Source organism: Actinokineospora sp., from assembly GCF_052390155.1.
In the GTDB taxonomy this organism is placed as follows: Bacteria; Actinomycetota; Actinomycetes; order Mycobacteriales; family Pseudonocardiaceae; genus Actinokineospora.
Genome location: NZ_JBQTHF010000048.1, coordinates 1 through 21,903 on the forward strand (window position 1 = coordinate 1; position 21,903 = coordinate 21,903).

Genomic DNA, 21,903 nt, shown 5'->3' on the forward strand with positions numbered 1-21,903 from the left:
GGTGGGCGCGGCGGAGCCGGCCGAGTGGGCCAGCAGACACTGCGCCGCCAGTTTTATTAAACGCCTGTGGCCCCCCGGGAGTCCGCCGGTCTCGCCCTTGGTGGGGCGAGACCGGCTCACTGTAGTGGCGGCTTTCACCGGGTAGATCACGGCAGATTGGTCGTGCAGCCACGTCGGCCCTTGACCTGCGCCCCGCCCTCCGGGTTGCCCCCGCCTGGCACACTCACCGCCGTGACGAAACGAGGGCTCGTGCTCGCGGGCGGCGGGCTGGCGGGCATCGCGTGGGAGACCGGCGTTCTGCGGGGCATCGCCGACGAGTCGCCCGCGACGGCGAGAGCGCTGCTGGACTCCGACTTGCTCGTCGGCACGTCGGCCGGGTCGGCGGTGGCAGCCCAGCTCGCCAGTGGGTTGGAGCTGGCGGCCCTGTTCGACAGGCAGATCGCACCGTCGTCGACCGAGATCAACCCGAACGTCGGCATCGACGAGATCACCGCGCTGTTCATCACCGCGATGACGCGGCCCAACACCACGAAGGCCGACAAGCTGCGGAAGATCGGCGCGATCGCGCTCTCGACACAGACGGTGTCGGAGGCGGTGCGGCGCGAGGTGATCGCACACCGGTTGCCGACGCACGACTGGCCGGACCGGGCGCTGCGGATCTCCGCGATCGACACCGCCACCGGCGAACTGGTCGCCTTCGACCGGACATCGGGCGTCGGACTCGTCGACGCCGTCGCCGCCAGCTGCGCCGTGCCGGGCATCTGGCCGCCGGTCACGATCGGCGAGCGCCGATTCATGGATGGCGGTATCGGCAGCGCGGTCAACCTCTCGCTCGCCGACGGCTGCGATGTCGTGGTCGCGCTGATCCCGCAGGGCCGGTCGGCGCCATCGCCGTTCGGTGGTGGCGCGGCAGCGGAAGTCGCGGCGGGTGGCGCGTTCGGTGTGTTCGCCGACGAGGATTCCCTCGCCGCGTTCGGCGCCAATCCGCTCGACCCGGCGTGCCGCGCCCCGTCCGCGCTCGCCGGGCGCGAGCAGGGCAGGCGCGTCGCCGCTGAGGTCGCGAACTTCCTGGCAGGCTGATGCAGCTTGGTCGATGACGCTGTCGCCGAGTCTGCGGGCGTCGGTGCGGCACTGCCCACCGGGGGCGCCAGGTGCCTGCGCATCCAGGTCGGCACGTACCTTTGACGGCGTGAGCATCGCACCGCCGCCAACCGGCACCTTGGGCGACAGTTTCGCCCGTGCGCTCCCGGAGATGGCCCGTCCCTGGCAGGCCGAGCAGGCGCCCGAGCCGCGCCTGCTCGTACTCAACGAGCCGCTGGCCGCGGAGTTGGGCCTCGACAGCGCCTGGCTGCGGAGCCCCGAGGGGCTGCGCCTGCTCGTCGGCAACGAGATCCCCTCGGGTGCCACTCCGGTGGCGCAGGCCTACGCCGGTCACCAGTTCGGGAACTACTCCCCGCGGCTCGGCGACGGTCGCGCTCTCCTGCTCGGTGAGGTCGTCCACGCCGACGGCCACCTGTGCGACCTCCACCTCAAGGGCTCCGGGCGCACGCCGTTCTCCCGGGGCGGCGACGGTCTGGCAGCGGTCGGACCGATGCTGCGCGAGTACGTCGTCAGCGAGGCGATGCACGCTCTCGGTATCCCCACTACCCGCTCCCTGTCCGTGGTGGCGACCGGGCAACCGGTGCGCCGCGACACCCTGTTGCCGGGAGCCGTGCTCGCGCGGGTCGCGCGCAGCCACCTGCGGGTCGGAAGCTTCCAGTACGCCCATGCCACGGGCGACGTCGACCTCCTGCGCAGGCTCGCCGACCACGCCGTCGCCCGGCACCACCCCGACGCCGGGCGCCGCTACCTCGGGCTGTTCGAGGCCGTGGTCGCCGCCCAGGCGTCGCTGGTGGCCCGGTGGATGCTGGTGGGCTTCGTCCACGGGGTCATGAACACCGACAACATGACGATCTCGGGCGAGACCATCGACTACGGGCCCTGCGCGTTCATGGAGGCGGTCGACCCGGCCACCGTGTACAGCTCCATCGACCACGGCGGGCGCTACGCCTACGGCAACCAGCCGCTCGTGGCCGAGTGGAACCTCGCGCGGCTCGCCGAAGCCCTGCTCCCCCTGTTCTCCGACGACCAGGAGCAGGCGATCGCCCTGGCGGTCGAGGCACTCGGCCAGTTCCGCGGGCAGTACGACAGCGCCTGGTCGGCCGGTATGCGGGCCAAACTCGGCCTGCCCGACACCCTCGACAACACGGTGACCACACCGCTGGTCGACGACCTGCTCGCTCTCCTCCAGCGGAACCGCGTCGACCACACGTCGTTCTACCGCCGCCTCGGGGCGGCCGCGCGCGGCGACGCCGAGCCCGCGCGCGAGTTGTTCCCCGACCTCGCGGCGATCGACAACTGGACGACCCGCTGGCGGGCCCTGGGCCCGGACGCCGACGCGATGGCGCGGGTGAACCCCGTGTACGTCCCCCGCAACCACCTTGTCGAAGAGGCCCTCACCGCCGCGACCGAGGGCGACCAGCGCCCGCTCGAACGACTCCTGGACGCGGTGAGCGCCCCCTTCGACGAGCGCCCCGAGCGGGAGCGCTACGCGGCCCCCGCCCCGGACGACTTCGGCGCCGCGTACCGGACCTTCTGCGGAACCTGATTCCCTGCCCCACCGTGACTGCGTCAGCTCACGTCTGCTTGATCCTGGTGCCCTCGATCCACGGCACGGGTTCGGCCAGGAACGGGCTGTCCCCGAGCCGCTTGATGTCGGCGTTGAGGGCGCTGAGGGCCTTGCTCGACGGGCGGGTCAACGCGCTGGCGATGAACCCGGACAGCTCCATGTCGAGCCCGCGCCCGAGCTTGCGCCGGGTGCCGAAGTAGACGGAACGCTTGAGCGCGGAGACCGCGGTTCGCTGCCGACGGGCCATCCTGGCCGCCGTCGCCTGGGTCTGTGCGAGCAGGTGCTCCGGCGCGACCAGCCGGTGGACGAGCCCGAGCCCAAGGGCCTCGCGCGCGTCGATCGGCGCGCCTTCGAGCATGTGCTCCAGGGCGCGGCCGGTGCCGAGCATGCCGGGGAGCCGCTGGGTGCCACCACCGCCGGGGATCTGGCCTGCGAGGATCTCGATCTGGCCCATCCGCACGTACGGGGCGTCGGCGGCGTAGCGCAGGTCGCAGGCGAGCGCGAGCTCCTGGCCGCCGCCCAGCGTCGGCCCGTTGATCGCGGCCAGGTAGACCGCGCCCGAGCGGTTCATCCGCAGGATGGTCCGCTTCCAGCGATAGCCCCAGACGAATCCGCTGCCGACGGGCCCGAGCCGCTCGACCAGTCGGGCCAGCCCGGGAAGCCGCAGGACGGCGTTCTGCATCCGCAGCCCCGGTTCGACCAGGCCCATCGGCATCACCGGGTGCGGCATCGCGGCGAACGCGCCGATCTCGCCAGGGTCGGCGTGGGTGAGGAAGCGCCCCCTGATGCCTCCGGTGAGGACGACGGCGCCGACCGACTGGTCGCGGTCGACGGCCTTGGTCAGCAGGTCGAGCTCGCGAAGGAAGGTGGCGTCCGCCATGTTGACCGGCGGGCTCGTGTAGATCGCGGTCAGGACGCGGTCGTCCTGTTCGAGTCGGATCGTCTTCAGGGGCAGGTCGCGTGCGGCTTTCATCTGGGCATCCTTCGGTTGTCTTGTCGCGATTTCGCGCGCCGGTTGTGATCGCCCCGGCGCGGGTGGGTGGTGTGCGCGGGCGTCAGCCGTCCAATGTGGTGCGTAGGTGGGCCGCGACGGCGGTGAGCGGCGCGAGGTCGCGCCGGGTGCGGGCGAGCAGCAGGGCGCCCTCGACGGCGGCGAGGACGACGGTGGACAGGGTGTCCGCGTCGGGTCTCCCGTGGGCGGTCAGGTGCTCGGTGAGCGTGTGCTGCCAGTCGAAGAAGGCGTCGTTGCAGGCTTGGCGGATCGGTTCGCTGGTGCTCGCCGCGTCCAGCGCGGTCGTGGCGACCGGGCAGCCCTTGGTGAACCCCGATTCGGCCAGGCGCGTGCCGAGCAGGCCGAGGACGCGGGCGATCCCCTCACCCGGCGTCGGCGCGTCGTGCAGCACCTGGGCGAACTCGGTGTCCAGTTCACTGCCCGACAGCGCGATGGCCTGTGCAGCGAGCTCCTCCTTGCCGCCGGGGAAGTGGAAGTACAGCGAGCCCTTGGGTGCCCCGCCCTCGCTGATCACCTGGTTGAGTCCGGTCGCGTGGTAGCCCTGGGTGCTGAACAGCTTCGCGGCGCTGCGCAGGATCCGCTCTCTGCTATTCGATGCCATGACAGCACTCTACCTCTATACAGACTGGTCTACTACTTGACCCTCCGAAGGCCCGACATACGGTAGGGAACGGCGTCGCGGCCCCGTCGCGCAACGGCGAGGTCGGCCGCGAGCGTCTCAAGCCGGGCGATGAGGTCGTCGGCGGCGAGTTGCCTGATGGTGCCGTAGGGATCTTCAAGATTGTCGTACGATCCCTCCCACGCCGGCGGCGCAAGCCCCTCCTCGCACACGAACGGACCACGATGACCACGCCATCGATTCCCCGACCGACGCGGGTGCACGCCTTCGGTGACGACGCGCTCGGCGATCACGACGCGGTCGCGCTGGCCACCATGGTCCGCGACGGAGCGGTCAGCGCCCAGGAACTCGCGGACGCGGCGATCGCCCGGGCCCGCCTGGTGGAGCCGCAGCTCAACGCGATCGTCTGCGAGTCGGACACCCCACGTGTCGCGGCGGACGCGACCGGTGCGCTCTACGGCGTGCCCACGTTCGTCAAGGACAACACCGATGTGCGCGGCCTGCCGACGAACAACGGCAGCGAGGCTTTCGCCGCGCTGCCCGCCAAGCGGGACGGCGCCTACACCACGCAGTACCTGAGCACCGGCATGACCGTGCTGGGCAAGTCCCGGATGCCGGAGTTCGGGTTCAACGCCACGACCGAGTTCATGACCCAGCGGCCGACCCGCAACCCCTGGCACACCGACCACTCGGTCGGGGCCTCCTCGGGCGGCTCGGCCGCGCTCGTCGCCGCGGGCGTCGTCCCCATCGCCCACGCCAACGACGGCGGTGGCTCGATTCGGATCCCGGCGGCCTGCGCGGGACTCGTCGGCCTCAAACCGACCAGGCACCGCCACATCGACGGCGATCAGGCCCGTCGGCTGCCGATCAACATGATCTCCGAAGGGGTCCTCACCCGCAGCGTGCGCGACACGGCGGCCTTCCTCGCCGCCGCCGAGGACCACCAGCGCAACCCCGGTCTCCCGCCGATCGGCCTGGTGCACGGGCCCGCCCAGCGGCGGCTGCGGATCGGCCTCGCGCTCGACCCGCTCAACGGCGCCCTCGACGACCAGACCCGCGCCACGGTCGAACACGCCGCGCGGCTGCTGGAAGAGGCAGGCCACCACGTCGAGCCGATCAGCCTACCGATCACCGAACAGTTCGCGGTGGACTTCCTGCAGTATTGGGCGCTGCTCGCCGAACTCGCGGTGGACACCGGCAAACTCACCTTCAGCCGCTCCTTCGATCGCAAGCGCGTCGACGGTCTCACCCGCGGCCTGCATCGACACCACCGCGCTAACCTGCACCGCACCCCGGGAGCGCTGCGCCGCCTGCGTCGCGTGCCAAGCACGTACGCGAACCTGTTCACCCGCCACGAACTCGTGCTCTCCCCCGTGCTCGCGCACACCACCCCACCCATCGGGCACATCAGCCCGACCGTCGACTTCGCCGACCTCATCGACCGGCTGACCCGCTACGTCGCCTACACCCCGCTGAACAACATCGCGGGCACCCCCGCGATCTCACTGCCACTGGGCACGACACCGGAGGGACTGCCGATCGGCGTGCACCTCAGCGCCGCCCACGGCGACGAACGCACCCTCCTCGAAGTCGCCTACACCCTCGAAGCCGCACACCCCTTCGCCAAGATCCACGCCAAGCTTCCCCTGAACGGCTAGCGGACGAACTGCCCGACGACTGCGGCGGGTGCGATCTGGCACACGGTGCCGCGGATTCGACCACAGCATCGGCATCCCCTCCGACGCCGCGATAGCGAGCGTGCCGTGGGCGGCCGGGCAGCGTACGAGGCAGGAGCCGACCTCGACGCGACGGCGGCGGGCACGCTGTTCGTGCTGCCCCTCATCCCGGCGGACGGCCAGGCCGTCGAGTAGGCCGCGACCCTGACTCAAGCAGGTCTTCGATCCGGCCGGGATCATCGCCCCCGGCCGGTACAACCTGATCTAGTGGTCACGACCACTAGCGCAGTGCGGGCAGGACTTCCTCGGCGAAGGCGCGGACGTCGTCGGGGGTTTCGGGGACGATGTTGAAGCCGGTGAATCCGAGTTCGGTGAACGCGCGGAGTTGGTCCAGCACGTCGGTGGGTGAGCCGGTGACCATGTCGTCGGTTCGGGCCGCGGTCGCGTCGACGTGGACGGCGACGTTGTAGATCGGGCGGACGGCGTCGGCGGGGCGGTTGGCGGTGGCGGCGGCGGTGCGCACCCGGTCGAGCATGTCGGGGATTCGGGCGGGCGGCGCGAAGCCGAGGGAGGGAATCCAGCCGTCGGCGAGTCTGCCGGTGACGGCGAGGGCGCGGGGGCCGAAGGTGCCCAGCCAGACGGGGATCGGCGTCGCAGGCTTTGGTTCGAGGGTGAGGTCGTCGACGGTGTGGATCCTTCCCTGCTGGTTATAGGACGGGTGGGTCCAGGCGCCGCGCAGGATTCGGATGGTTTCGGCGAGGCCGTCGATCTTGTCCCGAGGGGTGAGCGCGGGGCCGCCGAGAGCGCGGATCTCGTCATCGGAGTGGCCCGCGCCGAGGCCGAGAATGAGGCGGCCGCCGGACAGGCGGCTGAGGGATTCGGCGGCCTTCGCGAGCATCGCGGGACGGCGGAACGGTGCGCCGAGCACCCGGGTGGCCACCTTGATCCGGCTGGTGTGCGCGGCGATCCAGGTAAGCAGCGACAACGTCTCGTAGGACGCGTGGGCGCCCACGGGGTGGTCGCTCGCGGACACGAAGTCGTAGCCGAGCGCCTCGGCGGCGATGGCTTCGGCGACGGGATCCTCGTCGGCCGAGGTGGTGATGCCGAGGCCGATGAGCAGGTCGGTCATGAGGTCCTCCGGGTGGTGAGGTGCGGTGTGACGAAGTGGACGAGCGGGCCGATGCCGAGCGCGTAGACGACGGTGCCGACACCGACCGAACCGCCCAGGGCGTAGCCGAGCGCGAACACGCTCAGCTCGATCGCCGTTCGCGCGACCCGGATCGAATAGCCGCGTTGGGCCAGGCCGGTCATCAGGCCGTCACGTGGGCCGGGGCCGAAGTCGGCGCCGATGTAGAGGCCGGTGGCGAAGGCGTTGAGCAGGACACCGGCCACGAGCAACGCGATGCGCGCGGGCAGCGCACCCACGTCGGGCACCACGTCGAGGGTGACGTCCACGGCGAACCCGACCAGCACGACGTTGCTCACCGTGCCGAGCCCTGGGCGTTGCCGCAGGCCGATCCACGCGATCAGCACGAGCGCGCTCACCGCGATCGTCACCAGGCCGATCCGCACGTTCAGGTGCCGGGCGATGCCCTGGTGGAGCACATCCCACGGGCCGAGGCCCAGGTCGGCGCGGACCATCAGCGCGAGGCTCACGCCGAACGCGACCAGGCCGAGGTACAGCCGGACGAGCCGACCGACCAGGGGCATCCGCACCAGGTTTGCTGACATGTCAGCAAACCTAGCACAGGTTGCTGACGTGTCAGCTAGTCTGGGCGCATGGTGCGGTGGCTGGACGCGGAACAGGACCGGGCATGGCGGCAGTACCGCCGGATGCGAACCCTGCTCGACCTGCGGATCACCCGTGATCTCAAGCAGGACTCAGGATTGTCGGACACGGACTACGACGTCCTGTCGACCCTCTCGGAATCACCCGACGACGAGTGGCGGGCCCGAGACCTCGCGGTGCGGCTGATGTGGTCGACCAGCCGCCTGGCCCACCAGGTGGGGCGGATGGAACAGCGCGGCCTGGTCGAGCGCCGCGCCACCGAGGACGACGCCCGCGGCGCCATCGTCGCACTGACCAGCGCGGGCCGGGCCGTCCTGGAGGCTGCGGCACCCGCGCACGTGGAGTCGGTCCGCCGCAACCTGATCGACCTGCTCACGCCCGCCGAGGTCCGCGCGCTCGACCGGATCGCGGCCAGGGTCGTCGACCACCTCGGCCGCTGACGTCGCTGTCAGGACCGCGGACGGCGGGGCGCGGCCTTCTCGGCCTTGACGCGCTCCGCTTCTTTCCTGACCTCGGCCTGGGTGGCGCGTTCCCGCAGCAGCCAGTCGGGGCTGGTCGCCTTCAGCGCGTCGACCTGTTCGGTGGTGAGGGCGTCGGTGATTCCCGCCCGCGTGAGACCGCCGATGGAGATGCGCAGTTTGGCCGCGATGACCTGCCGGGGATGCGGGCCGTTGCGGCGCAGGTCGCGCAGCCACTCGGGCGGGTCGGCCTGCAGCGCGTTCAGCTCGTCGCGCGAGACGTCGCCCGCTTGGAACTCGGCGGGGGTGGCTTCGAGGTACACGCCCAGCTTCTTCGCCGCGGTCGCGGGCTTCATCGTCTGGGGGGTCTTGGGCGTCATGGCGTCCAGGGTATCGGGCGGGTACGCCAACTCCATCACGCCCGGTAACCTGACCTGGTGACAGGCTCGGACGTACCGCCATCGTTCCGACTCGCGTACGTCCCGGGCGTGACACCCGCCAAGTGGGTGCGGACCTGGCACGAGCGGACGCCCGAGGTCCCGCTGACCCTCATCCAGGTGCCCGCCGCCGAGGCCGCCGACCTGGTGCGCCGCCGCGACGCCGACGCGGTCCTGCTGCGGCTGCCGATCGACCGGACGGGCCTGCACGCGATACCCCTCTACACCGAGACGACTGTGGTCGTGGTCCCGAAGGACCACCTCGTGGCCGCGGCCGACGAGGTGTCCGCCGCGGACCTGACCGACGGCGTCGTGCTGCACCCCCTCGACGACACCCTCGACTGGGCGCAACCGCCTGGCAGACAGGCGATCCAGCGTCCCGCCACGACAGGCGACGCCATCGAGTTGGTGGCGGCGGGAGTGGGGCTGCTCGTCGTCCCGCAGTCGCTCGCCCGGCTGCACCACCGCAGGGACCTCACCTACCGACCCCTCTCGGACGCCCCTGAGTCCCGCGTCGCGCTGTCGTGGCTGGCGGACGAGACCACCGATGTGATCGAGCAGTTCATCGGGATCGTCCGCGGCCGGACCGGCAACAGCACTCGGGGACGCGCTCCGGCACAGGGCACGCGTCCCGACGCCGACGTGCGCAAGCCCGCGGCGGGCAAGCCGACCGGCGGGACCCGACGACGTTCCGGTGCACCGCACGGCGGCAAACGCGGAAAACCTCGCCGCCGGTCGTAGCTTCGTCAGCGGGACACCCGGTCGATCGCGTCCAGGCTGCCATAGTCCTCTTCGGACAGCACGAGGTCGGCGGCCGCGAGATTCTTCGCCAGGTGGTGTCGCGATGACGTGCCGGGAATGGGCACCATGACCGGGCTGTGGTGCAGCAGCCAGGCCGGCGCGACCTGGGGCCGGGTGACGCCGAGTCGGTGCGCCACCTCGGCGACGACGTCCGTGGTGGCCGCCGATCGGATGCTCGGCGCGATCGGGAGCCAGGGGATGAACGCGATGCCGCGCTGTTCGCAGTGCCTGAGCAGCGGCTCCGAGCGCCGGTAGGTGAGGTTGTACCGGTTCTGCACGCTGACGATCGGCGTGATCCGCTCCGCCTCGGTCAGCTCGTCGACGCTGACCTCCGACAGGCCGACGTGGCGGACCTTGCCCTCGTCCTGCAGGCACCGAACACGTGCGGCAGGTAGGCCCGGCTATCGGCGGTCGCGGGCCCGTCATCGTGCCGCGATCACGGTCTCCGCCTCACACGTGAGATAGATCAGCCTGTCGACCGCGGAGTCGGCATCCGCCGTCGCGTGATCGAACGCCCGCACCGTGGCATCCACCTCGTTGGCCTTGGCGGTCGCCGCAGCCGCAGCCGCACGCAGTGCCGCGGCCACGCTGTGGGCGCCTGCCGCTTCCGCCGCCGCAGCGTGGCCCAACGCCTTGGCAACCGCGTCGACGGCCCGCTCACCGGCGATCTCGGCGCGCTCGCACGCGGCATCCTCAGCGGCCCATCGGTCCATACCGGCCAGCACGTCCGGGAGATGATCACGCATCGCCCGCACGTGAATCCCGTCCATCTGGATCTCGCAGTTCATCCCGTCAGCCCGGATCGCCAGGCACGCCCATCCCTCCGCCCTGCTGACCCACATCGTGACCGAATCGCCCCGATCCAGGGTCATTGCCAGCGAGTCCACGCTCATCGGGCCACCCCCGCCCCGACCGCGTACACCGACGCCGGGACTTTCCCTACCTGTGTCGCCACGCCCGCTCTCCCTACTCGAATCGCTACCTGGAAGACATACGGAACCCGCCCCGCATGTCGCAACTACTCCCGATCTAGCATGTGTTGCACGGAACACGTTACATCAAAGAGCCGTAACCGGCAAAGTGTCATCCGTACAGGACGAGTAACATCAAGCGTGGATACGCTGGGTGATCCGCACCCGCTACGGTGTGCGACACGACGAAGGGACTACGACGTGCAGGTGACCTTTGGTCCGCAGGTCGCTCGCAGAGTGCTCCGGTACGAACTGGACCGACTGTGCGAGCAGGCTGGGAAGAACCACACGCAGGCAGGCGAACGACTGGGCATGTCGCGCGTCGGGTTCACCCACCTGGTCAGCGGGAGGAACCTCCCGTCACGACCCGCGCTGGAGATTCTGATGGGCTTCTTCGGCCGACCCGATCGGGTGCCCATGATGCTGGAACTGCTGACCGTGGCGAAGCTCAAGCCGGACCAGCAGAGCACAGTGCACCAGGACATCGAGTCCTCGTCGTCCATGAACGACTTCGAGTTGGCCGTCGGGCTGGAGGCGGTTGCCGGTGGCATCGAGGTCTTCGACCCCATGATCGTCAATGGGCTGTTGCAGACCGAGGCGTACGCACGTGAGCTGATCGCCTACCACGCCTCGTCCACGCTCGGCGTGGACGTCGAGGTGAGCGTGGCCCTGCGGATGCGCAGGCAGTCCGCGATCACGCGCGAGGCGAACCCGGCCGAGCTGTGGTGGGTGGCCGAGGAGCAGGCGTTGCGTCGGCCGGTCGGCGACACCGCCGTGACGACCGGCCAACTTGATCACCTGCTGAAGATGACCAGCCTGCCCAATGTCAACGTCCAGATAATCCCTCGGGATGTCGGGGTGCATCCCGCACTCAAAGGCGCGTTCTTCCTGCTCAGGTTTGAGGATGATTGGCGGGTGGCGTACGAGGAGACGCGGCGATCCGCCTACTACTACGACGCACCCGATGCCGTGAAAGACTATGAGAAGGTGATGAACCACCTTCGCCACCTGGCACTCAACCCGAAGCGTTCACGGGCATTGATCGCCAAGCTGAGAAAGGAAATCCAGTGATCGACAACTGGCGCAAGGCCACGCGGAGCGCCGACAACTCGTCGTGTGTGGAGACTGGGTGGGCGGACGACACGGTCGGCTACCGCGACACCAAGCAGGCCGCGCTCCCCACCACCGAGCGGCCCACGCTGTTGTTCGGCAAGGACGCGGCGGGCGCACTCCTGTCCATGATCAAGTCAACCACGCACTGACTCCGCAACCCGAACGCGGCACCCCTGGCCGACCTGGCCGGGGTTCCGCCTACCGGGTCAGCCTGTGAGTGTGCGGGGTGTGCTGCCGAACCGGTCCGCAAGCAGGTCGTCCAGCAGGGCGGGCAGTTCGGCGGGCAGCAGCTTGTCGCGGCACTGCCGCAGTTCGGTGGCTGACCACCACCGGCGTTCGATCAGCCCGACCTTCTCGTTCTCGGTGGGCTGGAGGGCGACCTGCGGCGCGGTGCTGGGGGTGCGGGCGAGAAACACGTGCTCGACGCGGTGGTGGTCGCGGCCCTGGTAGCGGAAGCGGGATTCGCGTACCCACAGCTCGCGCCCGAGGGTGGTGAGGGTGATCCCGGTTTCCTCGGCCACCTCGCGGCGAGCCGCGTCATGGAAGTCTTCGCCGTCGTCCAGGCCGCCGCCAGGCAGTTCCCACCAGTGGTGGCCGGGGTCGGCAGGGTCGAGGGCGTGGATGAGCAGCACGCGGTCGGCGGGATCGAGCAGCAGGACGCGGGCGCCCATGCGCGGGGTGACGGTGCTGGTCGGGCTGGACATCCTGCGGTGGGTCCTCGCGGTCGGCTGACGGGATCCGGCAGTCGGCGACGAGGAGGCCCGTTGCCCTAGAACAAGGTGGGCTCCGGCTCGGCGTGCGTGACCGCCGTGGCAGGGTCCGACGTTAGCAGCGCCGAGGTCGCGGTCAGCGCCAGACACACCGCGAGTCCCGAATGGTCGGTGAGTCGGGCCCCGTCGATGCCCGCTTCCCTGGTCTCGTGGACGTACTCGCACGCGGTTAGCCGCTGCGCCAGGACGCGGGAGCCGTGGGCATGGTCGTAGCGGTAGCCCAGGTCCGCCCGACGGGCCCAACTGTGTTCGACGGCATTGGGGTGCAGGTGCCGGAACAGGTCCACCAGGCCGTGCCGTTCGGTCAGGCCGGTGTAGAAGCCGTACTCGAACGGCGCGAACTGGCCGCGGTGCGTGGGGGTGTGGGTGGGTTCGAGCACGTTGAGGTCACCGAGCAGCAGCAGCGGCGCGTCTGTGGCCGTGCTGTCCAGCGCCTGGTGGAACCGCTGGATCCAGATCGTCTTGCGTTCGGTCTTGACCAGGGTGGCGTCGCGGGAGGGCACGTAGGCGCCCACGACGCGCAACGGCCCGTCGGTGGTGTCGAGGACGACCCCGGCCGCGCGTGCGGGCAGGTAGTCCATCGCCGCGCCGAGCGGATCCGGGGTGCTGGCGAGCTTGCTGACGATCATCACACCGAGCTCGCCGGGCGTATGGTCGGGGAAGGTCACCGCATACCCGGCCGAGGTGAACTCTTCGGCCAGGAACTGGCTGCCCGCGGTGGCCTTGGTCTCGGTCAGCACCAGCACGTCCTCGCCTCGGTCGGCGAGCCACCGAAGCTGGCGGCGGGCGCGGTCCAGCGACGGGGCGCCGACATTGACGGTGATCAGGCTCAAAGACATGCCGGGCTCTTCTCGGTCAGGACGTCCTGGATCAGGGTCACGATTGTGGCGGCGATCGTGGCGGGTGGGTCAGTGGTGGCCTCTACCGTGGCGACCGGCCATCCCTTGTTCTGCAGGTCGACCACAGCGTGGACGTACAGGCCGGTCTCCATGTCGCTGTTGTCCTCGGCGCGTTCGAAGCGGCTGTGCCCGCCGCGGGCCCGTAGTCGAGCGTCGATCACCTGTGGGTCGCCGGTGAGGATGACCGCGAGGTCGGGCCGGTAGGCGCCGTGGTTGAGCTGCCACACCACCTCCGCCGACAGGCCGTCGAGACCTTGCAGCACTAGCGAGGACGCGACGTAGCGGTCGCACACCACCACTGTGCCCTCGCGCAGCGCGGGCACGATCTCGGTGGCGAGTTGGTGGTGGCGGTCGGCGGCGCACAGGCACGCCAGGGCCATACCTCGGTAGGTGTCGGTGCCGTGTCGGGCCAGCTCGCCCAGCGGCGCGAGGGAGGGCTGGGTCGTCGCGTGCACCGCCAGTCCGGCCGCCTTCAGCGTGTCCACGACCAGGCGCACGGCGGTGGACTTGCCCACCCCGCCGGGGCCGTCCACGGTGATCAACGTCCCGGCCAGGCGGCGGGGTTCGTCGAACAGGCCGGTCATGCGGGCATCAGCGGCAGCAGCCGACGCCCTTGGGTGTACGACTTGTCGGTGACCGGGCACTGCTCGGTGTCGATGTCGCCGATCCGGCCGCCGACGGCGACCACCGCTGCCGGACAGCCCTTGCCACACCCGGGGTTCATCGAGCACGACCCGCAGGTAGGGTTCGCGCCGACCTGGTAGCGGTCGTGGAACCGGTAGTCGTCCAGGCGCCGCGCGATGTCCGGGTCGGTGAAGATGTTGCCGACGATGAACTCGGTGTCGGCGTGCTTAGCGGCAGGTGTGCGGGCGGCGAACACCAGATACGGGCACACGGTGACCTCGCCAGAGGTGAACACGTAGATGATCGTCCCGGCCTCGCAGCCGGCCAGCGGCCTGCCCTGCGTGTTGGGGAAGCGGATGTGCGCGATGTCCAACTCCGGGCCGTCGAACGGCGCGGTCAGCTCGAAGATCTCCCGCATGTGCGCGGTCGTCTTCGCCAGCTTCGCCCGCGACTTGACCCCGCGGCCCATGCTGCCCAGCGGGTTGAGCAGCACGTAGCGCGCGCCGTTCTCCTGCGCGAAGGCGCACAGCCGGGCGTACTCCTCGTTCTGCGCCAACGTGTTCGGCGTGCACAGCAGGCCTTGCAGGATCCCGGCCGCGCCGAGCTTCTCCACGGTGGCCACGGTGACGGCGAAGCTGGCCCGGTCACCCCGAAACTTGCCGTGCGAATCAGCCGCGAACCCGTCCAGGGACACATTGCAGTGCACGGCCAGCGCGGCGAGTTCGCGGATCTGGGCGGCGTCCAGCGCGGTGGCGTTAGTGCAGATCCCGACGTCCATGCCCGCGGCGCGGAACGCGCGCACAATGGCCAGGAAGTCGGGGTGGATGCTCGGTTCACCGCCGGTGAGGGTGACCCGCGCGACTCTGGCGGCGGCCAGGCGCGGGATCACCTTCTCGATGACCTCGGCCAGCGGCATCTGCTTGCCGATCCTCGTCGCGGACACGAAGCAGTGGGCGCATCGCAAATTGCAGTCCTCATTGATCTGGACCAGTGCCTTGCGGAACGGCTGCTCGACCGTGGTGCGGAAGTAGCAGGACGTGGCCACCTCGTCGGTGGCGATGCTGCGAGCGGTCACCAGAAGAACCTCCGCTTCCCAGGCGCCACGTTGTCGGACGCCACTGCGGGCGGACCCGGTCGGGCCCACGCGATACTGTTCGATCGAACAGTATCGTGACTTGAGATGTTCGGGCGAACATTTTTGGAACATCTCGGCTGGAATTGCGATCAACGACAACCCCACTGTCCGACCGGACAATTCCATGTCAGGGTGTACGCCACCCAGCCATGGCAGAACGAGGAGGCGTGGTGTTGGACATCGGAGACGACGGCGACACTGCGGAGGTGCTGGCCACACTGCTCGGCTGCCCGCCGGAGATGCTCGACATCAGCCTCGACCAACTGCGCACCCTGGCCGTGGTGCACGCCACCGGCACCGCGCAACGCGCCGCCCGCGCTCTGGGCCGCGAGCAGTCCAGCGTGCAGAAACAGCTCGACCACCTCAACAAGGTCACGGTCCGCCTGGTGGGCGAGGCACTGGTGGTCAAACAGGGCCGCGGCAAGGACTTCCTGTTCTCCACCTCCGGCGAGGAAGTCGTCGCGCTGGCCCGGAAGACCCTGCTGTCCTGGACCGACAGCCTGCACCGCAGCCGCCGCCGGGTCGGCTCCACCGTCACCTTCGGCACCACCGAGTTCACCGTGCAGTTCCTCGGCGCGGTGTGGCCCGCGCTGCGCGAGGACTTCGAGCGTCGCGATGTGCACCTCAACATCAAGCACGTCCGCACCCGCGACCTGTGGCGCATGCTCGACGGCAAGAAGGTTGACCTAGTGTGCGGCAGCTTCGCGGCCGAACCCGGCCGCCCGCCCACACTGGACTACGATTTCCTGGAATGGCACCGTGAACGCGTCGCCCTGCTGACCAACCTCAGTGCCCGCGAACTGCCCGAAACCCCAGTCACCGCCACCAGGTTGCCCGGCCTGCCGCTGCTCGCACCCACCGCCGGACTGCTCGCGCAGTTCCTCATCCGCTGGTACGGGCCCGACTACCGCGGCCTGCTCGACATCATCGCCGACATCGACTCCCTCAACTACGGCCTCAACCTGCTCACCAGCGGCCTGCTGCACGGCTGCCTGCTCACCACCGAACGCGTCGCCAACGCGGCACTCGACGGCCGCCTGCCCGGCCAGGGCTTGCGCAAGATCGACCTCGCCGAGGACTACCGCCCCCGTCTGGAGATCGTCACCGGCATCTTCGCCCGCAAGGGCGAACGTGCCCGCTACGCCGCCGACCACCCGCTCAACCTACTGTGGAACGCCTTCGCCGCGGCGACACCGGCCCGCGCGGTTCTCGCCGTTCTGCCCGGCTGACCAACCGTGCCCAGGCTTCGGCGTCAGTCGCGTTCACGCCAGCCGATGGCGCCATGGTCGAGGTCGGGTCCCAACCGGATCGTCGGGGTCGGGTTCCCAGTCCTGCTCGCTCTGGCCGGTGCAGTAGCCGCGCTCGACCACCTCGTACTGCGCGAAACTACCGAGCCCCCTGCTGGGCTGCAGAAGCGTGCCCAGCCATTGCAACGTTCATGGTCCGCGATCCGCATGGCCGAGAACTGGCTTATGGCGCGGCACAAGCAGCCGGTCGAGCAGGTTGCCGGAGCTGGTGGAGACAACCAGACACTGCTCCAGTAGCGCTGGCTATTCGGTGGTTGCCGCGAACTTGGCGAGTTCGACCCGGTTGGGCAGGCCGGTCTTGGCGATCAGGCTGGACACGTGTTTCTCGACGGTGCGCTGCGACAGGTGCATCGCGCCCGCGATCTCGCGGTTGCCGAGGCGGCCGACGAGCAGCCGGAGCACCTCGTACTCGCGCAGCGTGATGCCCACCGAGCGGAACCGCCACGGGATGTCCGCGAAACCCGTCCGCCGCTGGGCGACCCGATAACCGGTCCGGCGCAGCAGCGCCCGGCAGGCGCCGGCGACCGCGGTGACGCCCAGGCCGTGGAAGTACTCCTCCGCGGCGCGCAGCCACTCGACCGGCGTACCCCAGCCGTCGGCCAGGGCGGCCTCGGCGACGAGCCGGAGGCCGAGGTGGCGGCTCATCGAGTACGGACTGCCGACCAGCAGCGCCTCGTCCACCGCGGCCGCGGCCGCCGCCGGGTCGCCGTCCCTGCCTGTCAACACCGCTCGGGCGAACAGGGCGAACTGCCGGTCCCAGCGCAGTTGCGCCGCGGGCTCCGCCGAGACGGACCGGTACTCGGCCCAGTCCAGCTCCCCTGCCAGTGCCAGCAGCAGCAGGTTCAGTCCCTCCCGCCCGGCCAGCCGGATCGTGGTCGGGTTGCGTCCCTGGGCGAGCAGCGCGGTGGACAGCTCACGGCGCGCCAGGTCGCGGTCCTCCTCCATCAGCGCGCAGAACGTGCGCGCCAGCCCGTGCACCCGCGGCGTCACCTGACTGTGATCGCCCGGCCATTGCCGGAGTTCGGCGAGCGCGCGGTCCATGTCCGTCCGCCGACCCCGGTGCCCGGCCAGCACGGCCCGCAGGACCAGCATGAACTGGGTGATCTCCAGCAGCCGCAGCCGAGTGGTCGCGGCGAGCACCTGGTCGATGAGCGTCTCGGCGGCGGCGAACTCGCCGCGCAGGATCGCCTGCAGGGCGATGTTCACCTCGGCCTGGTACTGCGCGGTCACCGCGCCGATCCGGGACGCCTTGTCCCGCGCCTGTTCGAGCCGGTCGGTGCCCGCGTCGCGCAGGGCGTCGTCCAGGCCGAGCCGGACCAGCGCGTGGATCTCCCAGATCGGCAGGTCGTGGTGCACCGCGATGGACCGGCTCCGCTCCAGGCAGGCGGTCGCCTGGTCCGGGTCGCGCGGACGCAGCAGCGCGCCGAGCAACTGCCACGCCTGGCACGCGACGACCGGCAGCGGCACGTCCTCCGCAACCTTGGCCGCACTGCGCGCGAGGCTCTCGGCCTCGGCCAGTTGGCCCGGTCCCGGCAGGTCCAGGCTGAGGTACGCGCTGACCACGTCGAGCGGCGCGATGTCCTCCGGCGCCGCACCGGGGCCGAGCAGCGCCCGCGCGGCGTGCACCTGGTCGAGGCCGTCGACCGTGCGTCCGTCGAGGTTCGCGACCCAGGCGAGCCGGGCGTGCAGCCGGGCCCGGCGGCGCCGGTCGATCCGGGCACCCACCTGGTCCAGGACGTCGACCGTGGCCAGCGCCCGGTCGATGAGACCTGCCTCGGCCAGCGCGTACAACTGGGTCTCCAGGGCGTCCGCCCTGGCTAGCGGGTCCGGCACGAGCAGTTCCTCGGCCTGGCCGAGCAGCGCCACCGCCGACTGGGCGGCGCCGAGCGCGAGCGCCCGGCGGCCCGCCTCGGCGAAGAGTCGGCCCGCCGCGGCGAGCTGACCGGCGTCGAGCCGCAGTGCCGCGCAGACCTGGCACCACTCGCCGGGCAGGTCCGGGTAGCTGAGTTCGATGGCGTCGGCGACCTGCTGGGCGAGTCCCGCCCGCTCGGCGGGGTCGAGCAGCTCCAGCAGCGCGTCCATGATCAGCGAGTGCCGGAACACGTACCAGTCGGGGGTGTGGTCGTCCGGGGCGACCAGCGGCGCGGCGACCTCGCTGTGTAGATGGTTGAGCAGGTCGCGGTAGGGCAGGCCGGACACCGCCCGGACCACGGCCAGCGGGAACCGGCTGCCGAGCACGGCCGCGATCGACAGCACCTGCCGCGCCTGCCTGCCGAGTGACTCGACCCGCCTGCCGACGCCGCGGACGAACGTCGGCGGCAGCTCCGGGTCGTGATCGCCCGCGGGGTTCGGCAGCCAGGACCCGCTGTCGGCGATGTCGTCGAGCAGTTCCTCCACCAGGAACGGGTTGCCGTTGCTGCCCGCCCAGACCAGATCCACCGCGGGTTCCGGGACCTGCTGCTCGGGCAGGTCGAGGTATGACCCGGCCATCCGGCGCAGGTCCGCCCGGCTGAGCCGGTCCAGTTCGAGCACGGTCGCGGACCCGCGCCTGCCCGCGGCGCGGGCGAGGCCGAGCGCGGCCGACTCCCCGTCGGACCGGATCGCGCCGAGGAACAGCGTGGGCTGGCCCGCGAGATTGTCGATCAGGTAGTCGACCACGGCGAGGGTCTCGGGGTCGGCGTCGTGCAGATCCTCCATGGTGACCAGGCAGCCGTGGCCGCCCGCGGCGAGCGCTGTCACCCGCAGCACCGCCTCGGCCAGGATGACCAGCGACGTCCCGTCCTGCTCCCGCGGCGGCGCGCCCCAGTCCGGGATCAGCCGGGCCAGGATCGGCCGGTACGGGCCGAGCGCGGCGACATCGATCGCGTCGCCGACCCGGACCAGCGACAGCAGCGCCTCGGTCAGCGAGCGGAACGGCACGGTGGGACCGACCGTGCTCCCCCGGCCCCGCAGCAGCCGCATGCCCGCGGCGGACCCGCGCTCACCGGCCGCGCCCGCCAGTCGGGACTTGCCGATGCCGCCCTCGCCGACCAGGAAGATCGCGCCGCCGCGGCCCGCGCGGGCCGACTCCAGCGCGGCACCGATCAGGGCGAGCTCATGGTCTCGCCCCACGATGATCGACAAGCGAGTCCCCACGTGGGGACTGTACCGAGCAGGATGGGCGAATTGTGCTGTCGTTCGGGGGAATCCTGGCGGGCTAGACCTCATCCTCCCAGCAGCACGTCGACCCCGTCGGCCACGCGTTCACCGCGTCCGGGCTGTCGAACACGCCCAACCCGATCGCCGTCGCCACACCCGCGGTGACCACCACGCCCGCGAGGGTGGCCGCGCGCAGGCCGAACGCCGCCGCCGACGGGTTCCACCCGAACCCGGCACGCGGTTCGGCTGTCACCGGCACATCCGCGTCGACCTCCGACGGGTCGAAATCCGGTCGGATCTCCATTGCCCACCTCATCTCTGCGCACATCGCCGACATCGATCGGGCCAACATGGCATATCGGACTTTGACACGCCCAAGTCCCGCTGTCATGCGTAGAAATCACTTACATTCTCGGCCGATCGGCAGGTTGGGCTGCCGTCGAGCCCGACGACCGACCGCGCCGTGCCGTGCCGCCGTACGACACTCCGGTGCCGGATGATCACCCTCCGTCGATCGACTTCGGGCGCGGGCCGCCTGGGCCGGAGGGGCGCGTCGTCCCCCGGGCGGGCGCGCTCGAAATTGGGTGGGTTCCACCCGGTCGTCCGGCGCCCTCGCGGCGATGTCCCCTGCGTCACGGCATCGTGAAGGGAGCGGTCATGCGGTTACCTGGGCGCGATGGGGAACTGGTAGCGATCGGCGAGCTGCCGGCGAGCGACGGGCCGCGGGTGCTGGTGTTCGAGGGCGCGCCGGGGATCGGCAAGACCGCGCTGCTGGACGAGGCCGCGGTCCAGGCCGACGAACGCGGCCAGGTGGTCATGTCCGGCCGGTGCACCCTGTTCGAGCGCGCCCACCCGTTCAGCCTGTTCCTCGACTTCCTCGGCGACGGCGAGCTGTTCGACGAGTTCCGCCCGCCGCAGGGGTGGTCCGAGTGCGTCGACCAGACCCGGTACCGGGCGCTCGGCCGGGCACTGCATGCCGCGCTCGCCTCGGCGGCGGCCGACCGCGGCATGCTCGTCACGCTGGACGACATCCATCTCGCCGACCCGAGTTCGGTGCTGCTGCTCGCCGCGCTGTTGCGCCACAAGCTGCCCGATTCGGTGCGGTTCGTGCTGGCGTTTCGCACCGGCCGGGCGCAGGCCAGGCTCGAATCCGCGCTCGGCGCCCTGTCGCCTGCCCCGCCGCGGCACCGGCTCGGCCCGCTCGACGACGACGCGGTGTGCGGGCTCTACCCGTCCGCGACGCCGCACCGACGCCGCGCGCTGCTGAGCGCGAGCGGCGGAAACCCCGGCTACCTGCACATCCTTGCCGACCTGCCCACCGCGACCGGCGCCAGGCTGGGTTCGGCGTCCGCCCGGCCGGTCGACGTTGGCGCGATGACGCACCGGGCGGCGACCATAGCCGCCGAACTGCGCGGGCTGCCCGCCGAGGCGCGGATGGTCGCCCAGACGGCCGCGGTGCTCGGCGAGAGCGTGCACCCGGACGATCTCGCGGCGGTGCACGGGGCCGCGGTCGCCCCGGCCATCGATCTGTTGGCGGAACTGGACATCCTCGACGGCGGCGGCCTACTGACCTTCCGGCACCCGCTGGTCCGTTCGGTGGCCTACTGGATGGCGGCGCCGCACTGGCGGATCGAGACCCACCGCCGGGCCGCGGACCACCTCCGTGCGGCAGGCGCGAGCGCCGCGGGCTACGCCCGGCACGTGGCCGCGTCCGCCGGGATCGGCGACCACGGCGCGGTTTCCGTGCTGACCGCGGCCGCGCGCACGCTGGCCGACCGGGAACCGGCGGTCGCGGCCGACTGGCTCGCGATCGGCATCAGGATCGAGGGCGAGCGGGTCGACGCCGGCGCGGACCGGGTCGGACGGGCCACGCTGCTGGCGTTGCCCGCGTTGGACGCCACGGACCCGGTGGTCCGGCGGGAGCTGATGGACCGGGCCGCGGCGCTGCTGGCGGGCGCGACCGACGACGAGCTGGTCGCCGCGCTGGGTGCGCTGCCGACGCTGTTGTGGGCCGAGTTCCACGGTGAGCACGGCGATTGGGTCTACCGGCGCGTCGCCGCGCTCGCGGACCGGTACGACTGCCGCCAGATCACCGCGGAGCTGTCGCTGCTGCGGTCGGCGATGGCCATTCGGCGCGGACAGCTCGCCGACGGGATGCGCTACGCCGAGGACGCCGCGGCGTCCGGGACCGCGGCGCAGCGCGCGATGGCCGCGGAGCTGGTCGTGGCGCCGCTGCTGTGGCAGTGCGGCCGGACGCGGGCCCGCGCGGCGCTGGCCGCGGTGCCCGCCGCCCACTCCGACACGTGGTGGTCGCGCGCGGGCACGCACGGCCGCGCCGAGGTGCTGCTCGCGCTCGGCGAGCCGGTCGCCGCCCGCGCGGTGCTGGCGGCGGCGCGGCGCCGCGGCGGCGCACCCGATACGCAGCGACCCGGCAGGCGCGCCGCCGCGGCGCGGGCGGCCCAGGCCACGGGCGACCTTGACGCCGC

At 71.2% G+C, this 21,903-nt stretch carries 22 protein-coding genes; 9 read left to right on the forward strand and 13 right to left on the reverse strand.

Annotated features, from left to right (window positions below):
- The first annotated feature begins 231 nt into the window (after positions 1–231).
- Positions 232–1,080, forward strand: a complete 849-nt coding sequence (locus ACT4N7_RS16865) for a patatin-like phospholipase family protein (protein WP_444829694.1) — start codon at positions 232–234, stop codon at positions 1,078–1,080.
- A gap of 109 nt (positions 1,081–1,189) precedes the next feature.
- The gene (locus tag ACT4N7_RS16870; protein ID WP_444829695.1) at positions 1,190–2,647 is read left to right on the forward strand and encodes a protein adenylyltransferase SelO; all 1,458 of its coding nucleotides are present in this window, start codon (positions 1,190–1,192) and stop codon (positions 2,645–2,647) included.
- Between the two features lie 28 nt (positions 2,648–2,675).
- Here the strand turns inward: ACT4N7_RS16870 and ACT4N7_RS16875 are convergent, their stop codons facing one another.
- Together ACT4N7_RS16875 and ACT4N7_RS16880 are read right to left on the reverse strand one after the other, a co-directional pair.
- Positions 2,676–3,641, reverse strand: coding sequence for an enoyl-CoA hydratase/isomerase family protein (locus tag ACT4N7_RS16875; protein WP_444829696.1), 966 nt, complete (start codon positions 3,639–3,641; stop codon positions 2,676–2,678).
- Positions 3,642–3,723: 82 nt separating this feature from the next.
- Positions 3,724–4,281, reverse strand: coding sequence for a TetR/AcrR family transcriptional regulator (locus ACT4N7_RS16880; RefSeq protein WP_444829697.1), 558 nt, complete (start codon positions 4,279–4,281; stop codon positions 3,724–3,726).
- Positions 4,282–4,523: 242 nt separating this feature from the next.
- Between ACT4N7_RS16880 and ACT4N7_RS16885 the strand changes: the two genes are divergently transcribed.
- Positions 4,524–5,957: an amidase gene (locus ACT4N7_RS16885; protein ID WP_444829698.1), complete on the forward strand. Its 1,434-nt coding sequence runs from the start codon at positions 4,524–4,526 to the stop codon at positions 5,955–5,957.
- 298 nt (positions 5,958–6,255) lie between these two features.
- Here the strand turns inward: ACT4N7_RS16885 and ACT4N7_RS16890 are convergent, their stop codons facing one another.
- Positions 6,256–7,104: an LLM class flavin-dependent oxidoreductase gene (locus ACT4N7_RS16890; RefSeq protein ID WP_444829699.1), complete on the reverse strand. Its 849-nt coding sequence runs from the start codon at positions 7,102–7,104 to the stop codon at positions 6,256–6,258.
- Positions 7,101–7,706 carry a membrane protein YczE gene (gene yczE / locus ACT4N7_RS16895; protein WP_444829700.1) on the reverse strand — a complete coding sequence of 202 codons (606 nt, stop codon included), beginning with the start codon at positions 7,704–7,706 and terminating at the stop codon, positions 7,101–7,103. The genes ACT4N7_RS16890 and yczE overlap by 4 nt, the downstream gene beginning before the upstream one ends.
- A 48-nt stretch (positions 7,707–7,754) precedes the next feature.
- On the opposite strand from yczE, the gene ACT4N7_RS16900 reads away from it, so the two are divergent.
- The gene (locus ACT4N7_RS16900) at positions 7,755–8,204 is read left to right on the forward strand and encodes a MarR family winged helix-turn-helix transcriptional regulator (protein ID WP_444829701.1); all 450 of its coding nucleotides are present in this window, start codon (positions 7,755–7,757) and stop codon (positions 8,202–8,204) included.
- Positions 8,205–8,212: 8 nt separating this feature from the next.
- Here the strand turns inward: ACT4N7_RS16900 and ACT4N7_RS16905 are convergent, their stop codons facing one another.
- Entirely contained in the window at positions 8,213–8,602 is a 390-nt protein-coding gene (locus ACT4N7_RS16905) for a DUF5997 family protein (protein WP_444829702.1), read from the reverse strand.
- 57 nt (positions 8,603–8,659) lie between these two features.
- On the opposite strand from ACT4N7_RS16905, the gene ACT4N7_RS16910 reads away from it, so the two are divergent.
- On the forward strand, positions 8,660–9,400 hold the full coding sequence (locus ACT4N7_RS16910; protein ID WP_444829703.1) for a LysR family substrate-binding domain-containing protein: 741 nt from the start codon (positions 8,660–8,662) through the stop codon (positions 9,398–9,400).
- A gap of 5 nt (positions 9,401–9,405) precedes the next feature.
- Here the strand turns inward: ACT4N7_RS16910 and ACT4N7_RS16915 are convergent, their stop codons facing one another.
- Positions 9,406–9,831, reverse strand: a complete 426-nt coding sequence (locus ACT4N7_RS16915; RefSeq protein WP_444829715.1) for an aldo/keto reductase — start codon at positions 9,829–9,831, stop codon at positions 9,406–9,408.
- Positions 9,832–9,882: 51 nt separating this feature from the next.
- Positions 9,883–10,353: a hypothetical protein gene (locus ACT4N7_RS16920; protein WP_444829704.1), complete on the reverse strand. Its 471-nt coding sequence runs from the start codon at positions 10,351–10,353 to the stop codon at positions 9,883–9,885.
- Between the two features lie 141 nt (positions 10,354–10,494).
- Between ACT4N7_RS16920 and ACT4N7_RS16925 the strand changes: the two genes are divergently transcribed.
- Positions 10,495–11,502, forward strand: a complete 1,008-nt coding sequence (locus ACT4N7_RS16925) for a helix-turn-helix domain-containing protein (protein WP_444829705.1) — start codon at positions 10,495–10,497, stop codon at positions 11,500–11,502.
- Positions 11,499–11,693 (forward strand): DUF397 domain-containing protein, encoded by a 195-nt coding sequence (locus ACT4N7_RS16930; protein WP_444829706.1) that lies wholly within the window; start codon positions 11,499–11,501, stop codon positions 11,691–11,693. The genes ACT4N7_RS16925 and ACT4N7_RS16930 overlap by 4 nt, the downstream gene beginning before the upstream one ends.
- A 57-nt stretch (positions 11,694–11,750) precedes the next feature.
- Here the strand turns inward: ACT4N7_RS16930 and ACT4N7_RS16935 are convergent, their stop codons facing one another.
- The 4 genes from ACT4N7_RS16935 to ACT4N7_RS16950 form a co-directional block, all read right to left on the reverse strand.
- On the reverse strand, positions 11,751–12,248 hold the full coding sequence (locus ACT4N7_RS16935; RefSeq protein ID WP_444829707.1) for an NUDIX hydrolase: 498 nt from the start codon (positions 12,246–12,248) through the stop codon (positions 11,751–11,753).
- Positions 12,249–12,313: 65 nt separating this feature from the next.
- A complete protein-coding gene (locus ACT4N7_RS16940; RefSeq protein ID WP_444829708.1) occupies positions 12,314–13,153 on the reverse strand; it encodes an endonuclease/exonuclease/phosphatase family protein in 840 nt (279 codons plus the stop codon).
- Positions 13,144–13,797, reverse strand: a complete 654-nt coding sequence (tmk, locus tag ACT4N7_RS16945) for a dTMP kinase (RefSeq protein WP_444829709.1) — start codon at positions 13,795–13,797, stop codon at positions 13,144–13,146. Before tmk ends, ACT4N7_RS16940 begins: the two co-directional genes overlap by 10 nt.
- Positions 13,794–14,912 (reverse strand): radical SAM protein, encoded by a 1,119-nt coding sequence (locus ACT4N7_RS16950; protein ID WP_444829710.1) that lies wholly within the window; start codon positions 14,910–14,912, stop codon positions 13,794–13,796. Before ACT4N7_RS16950 ends, tmk begins: the two co-directional genes overlap by 4 nt.
- A 230-nt stretch (positions 14,913–15,142) precedes the next feature.
- Here ACT4N7_RS16950 and ACT4N7_RS16955 point away from each other — a divergent pair, with 230 nt between their 5' ends.
- Positions 15,143–16,201 carry a LysR family transcriptional regulator gene (locus ACT4N7_RS16955; RefSeq protein WP_444829711.1) on the forward strand — a complete coding sequence of 353 codons (1,059 nt, stop codon included), beginning with the start codon at positions 15,143–15,145 and terminating at the stop codon, positions 16,199–16,201.
- 321 nt (positions 16,202–16,522) lie between these two features.
- On the opposite strand, the gene ACT4N7_RS16960 is transcribed toward ACT4N7_RS16955, so the two are convergent.
- Complete coding sequence (locus tag ACT4N7_RS16960) at positions 16,523–19,414, reverse strand: ATP-binding protein (RefSeq protein WP_444829712.1); 2,892 nt, start codon at positions 19,412–19,414, stop codon at positions 16,523–16,525.
- 61 nt (positions 19,415–19,475) lie between these two features.
- Positions 19,476–19,721, reverse strand: a complete 246-nt coding sequence (locus tag ACT4N7_RS16965; protein ID WP_444829713.1) for a hypothetical protein — start codon at positions 19,719–19,721, stop codon at positions 19,476–19,478.
- 353 nt (positions 19,722–20,074) lie between these two features.
- Here ACT4N7_RS16965 and ACT4N7_RS16970 point away from each other — a divergent pair.
- Positions 20,075–21,903, forward strand: a 1,829-nt coding sequence (locus ACT4N7_RS16970; protein ID WP_444829714.1) for an AAA family ATPase, incomplete at its 3' end; no start/stop codon positions are given.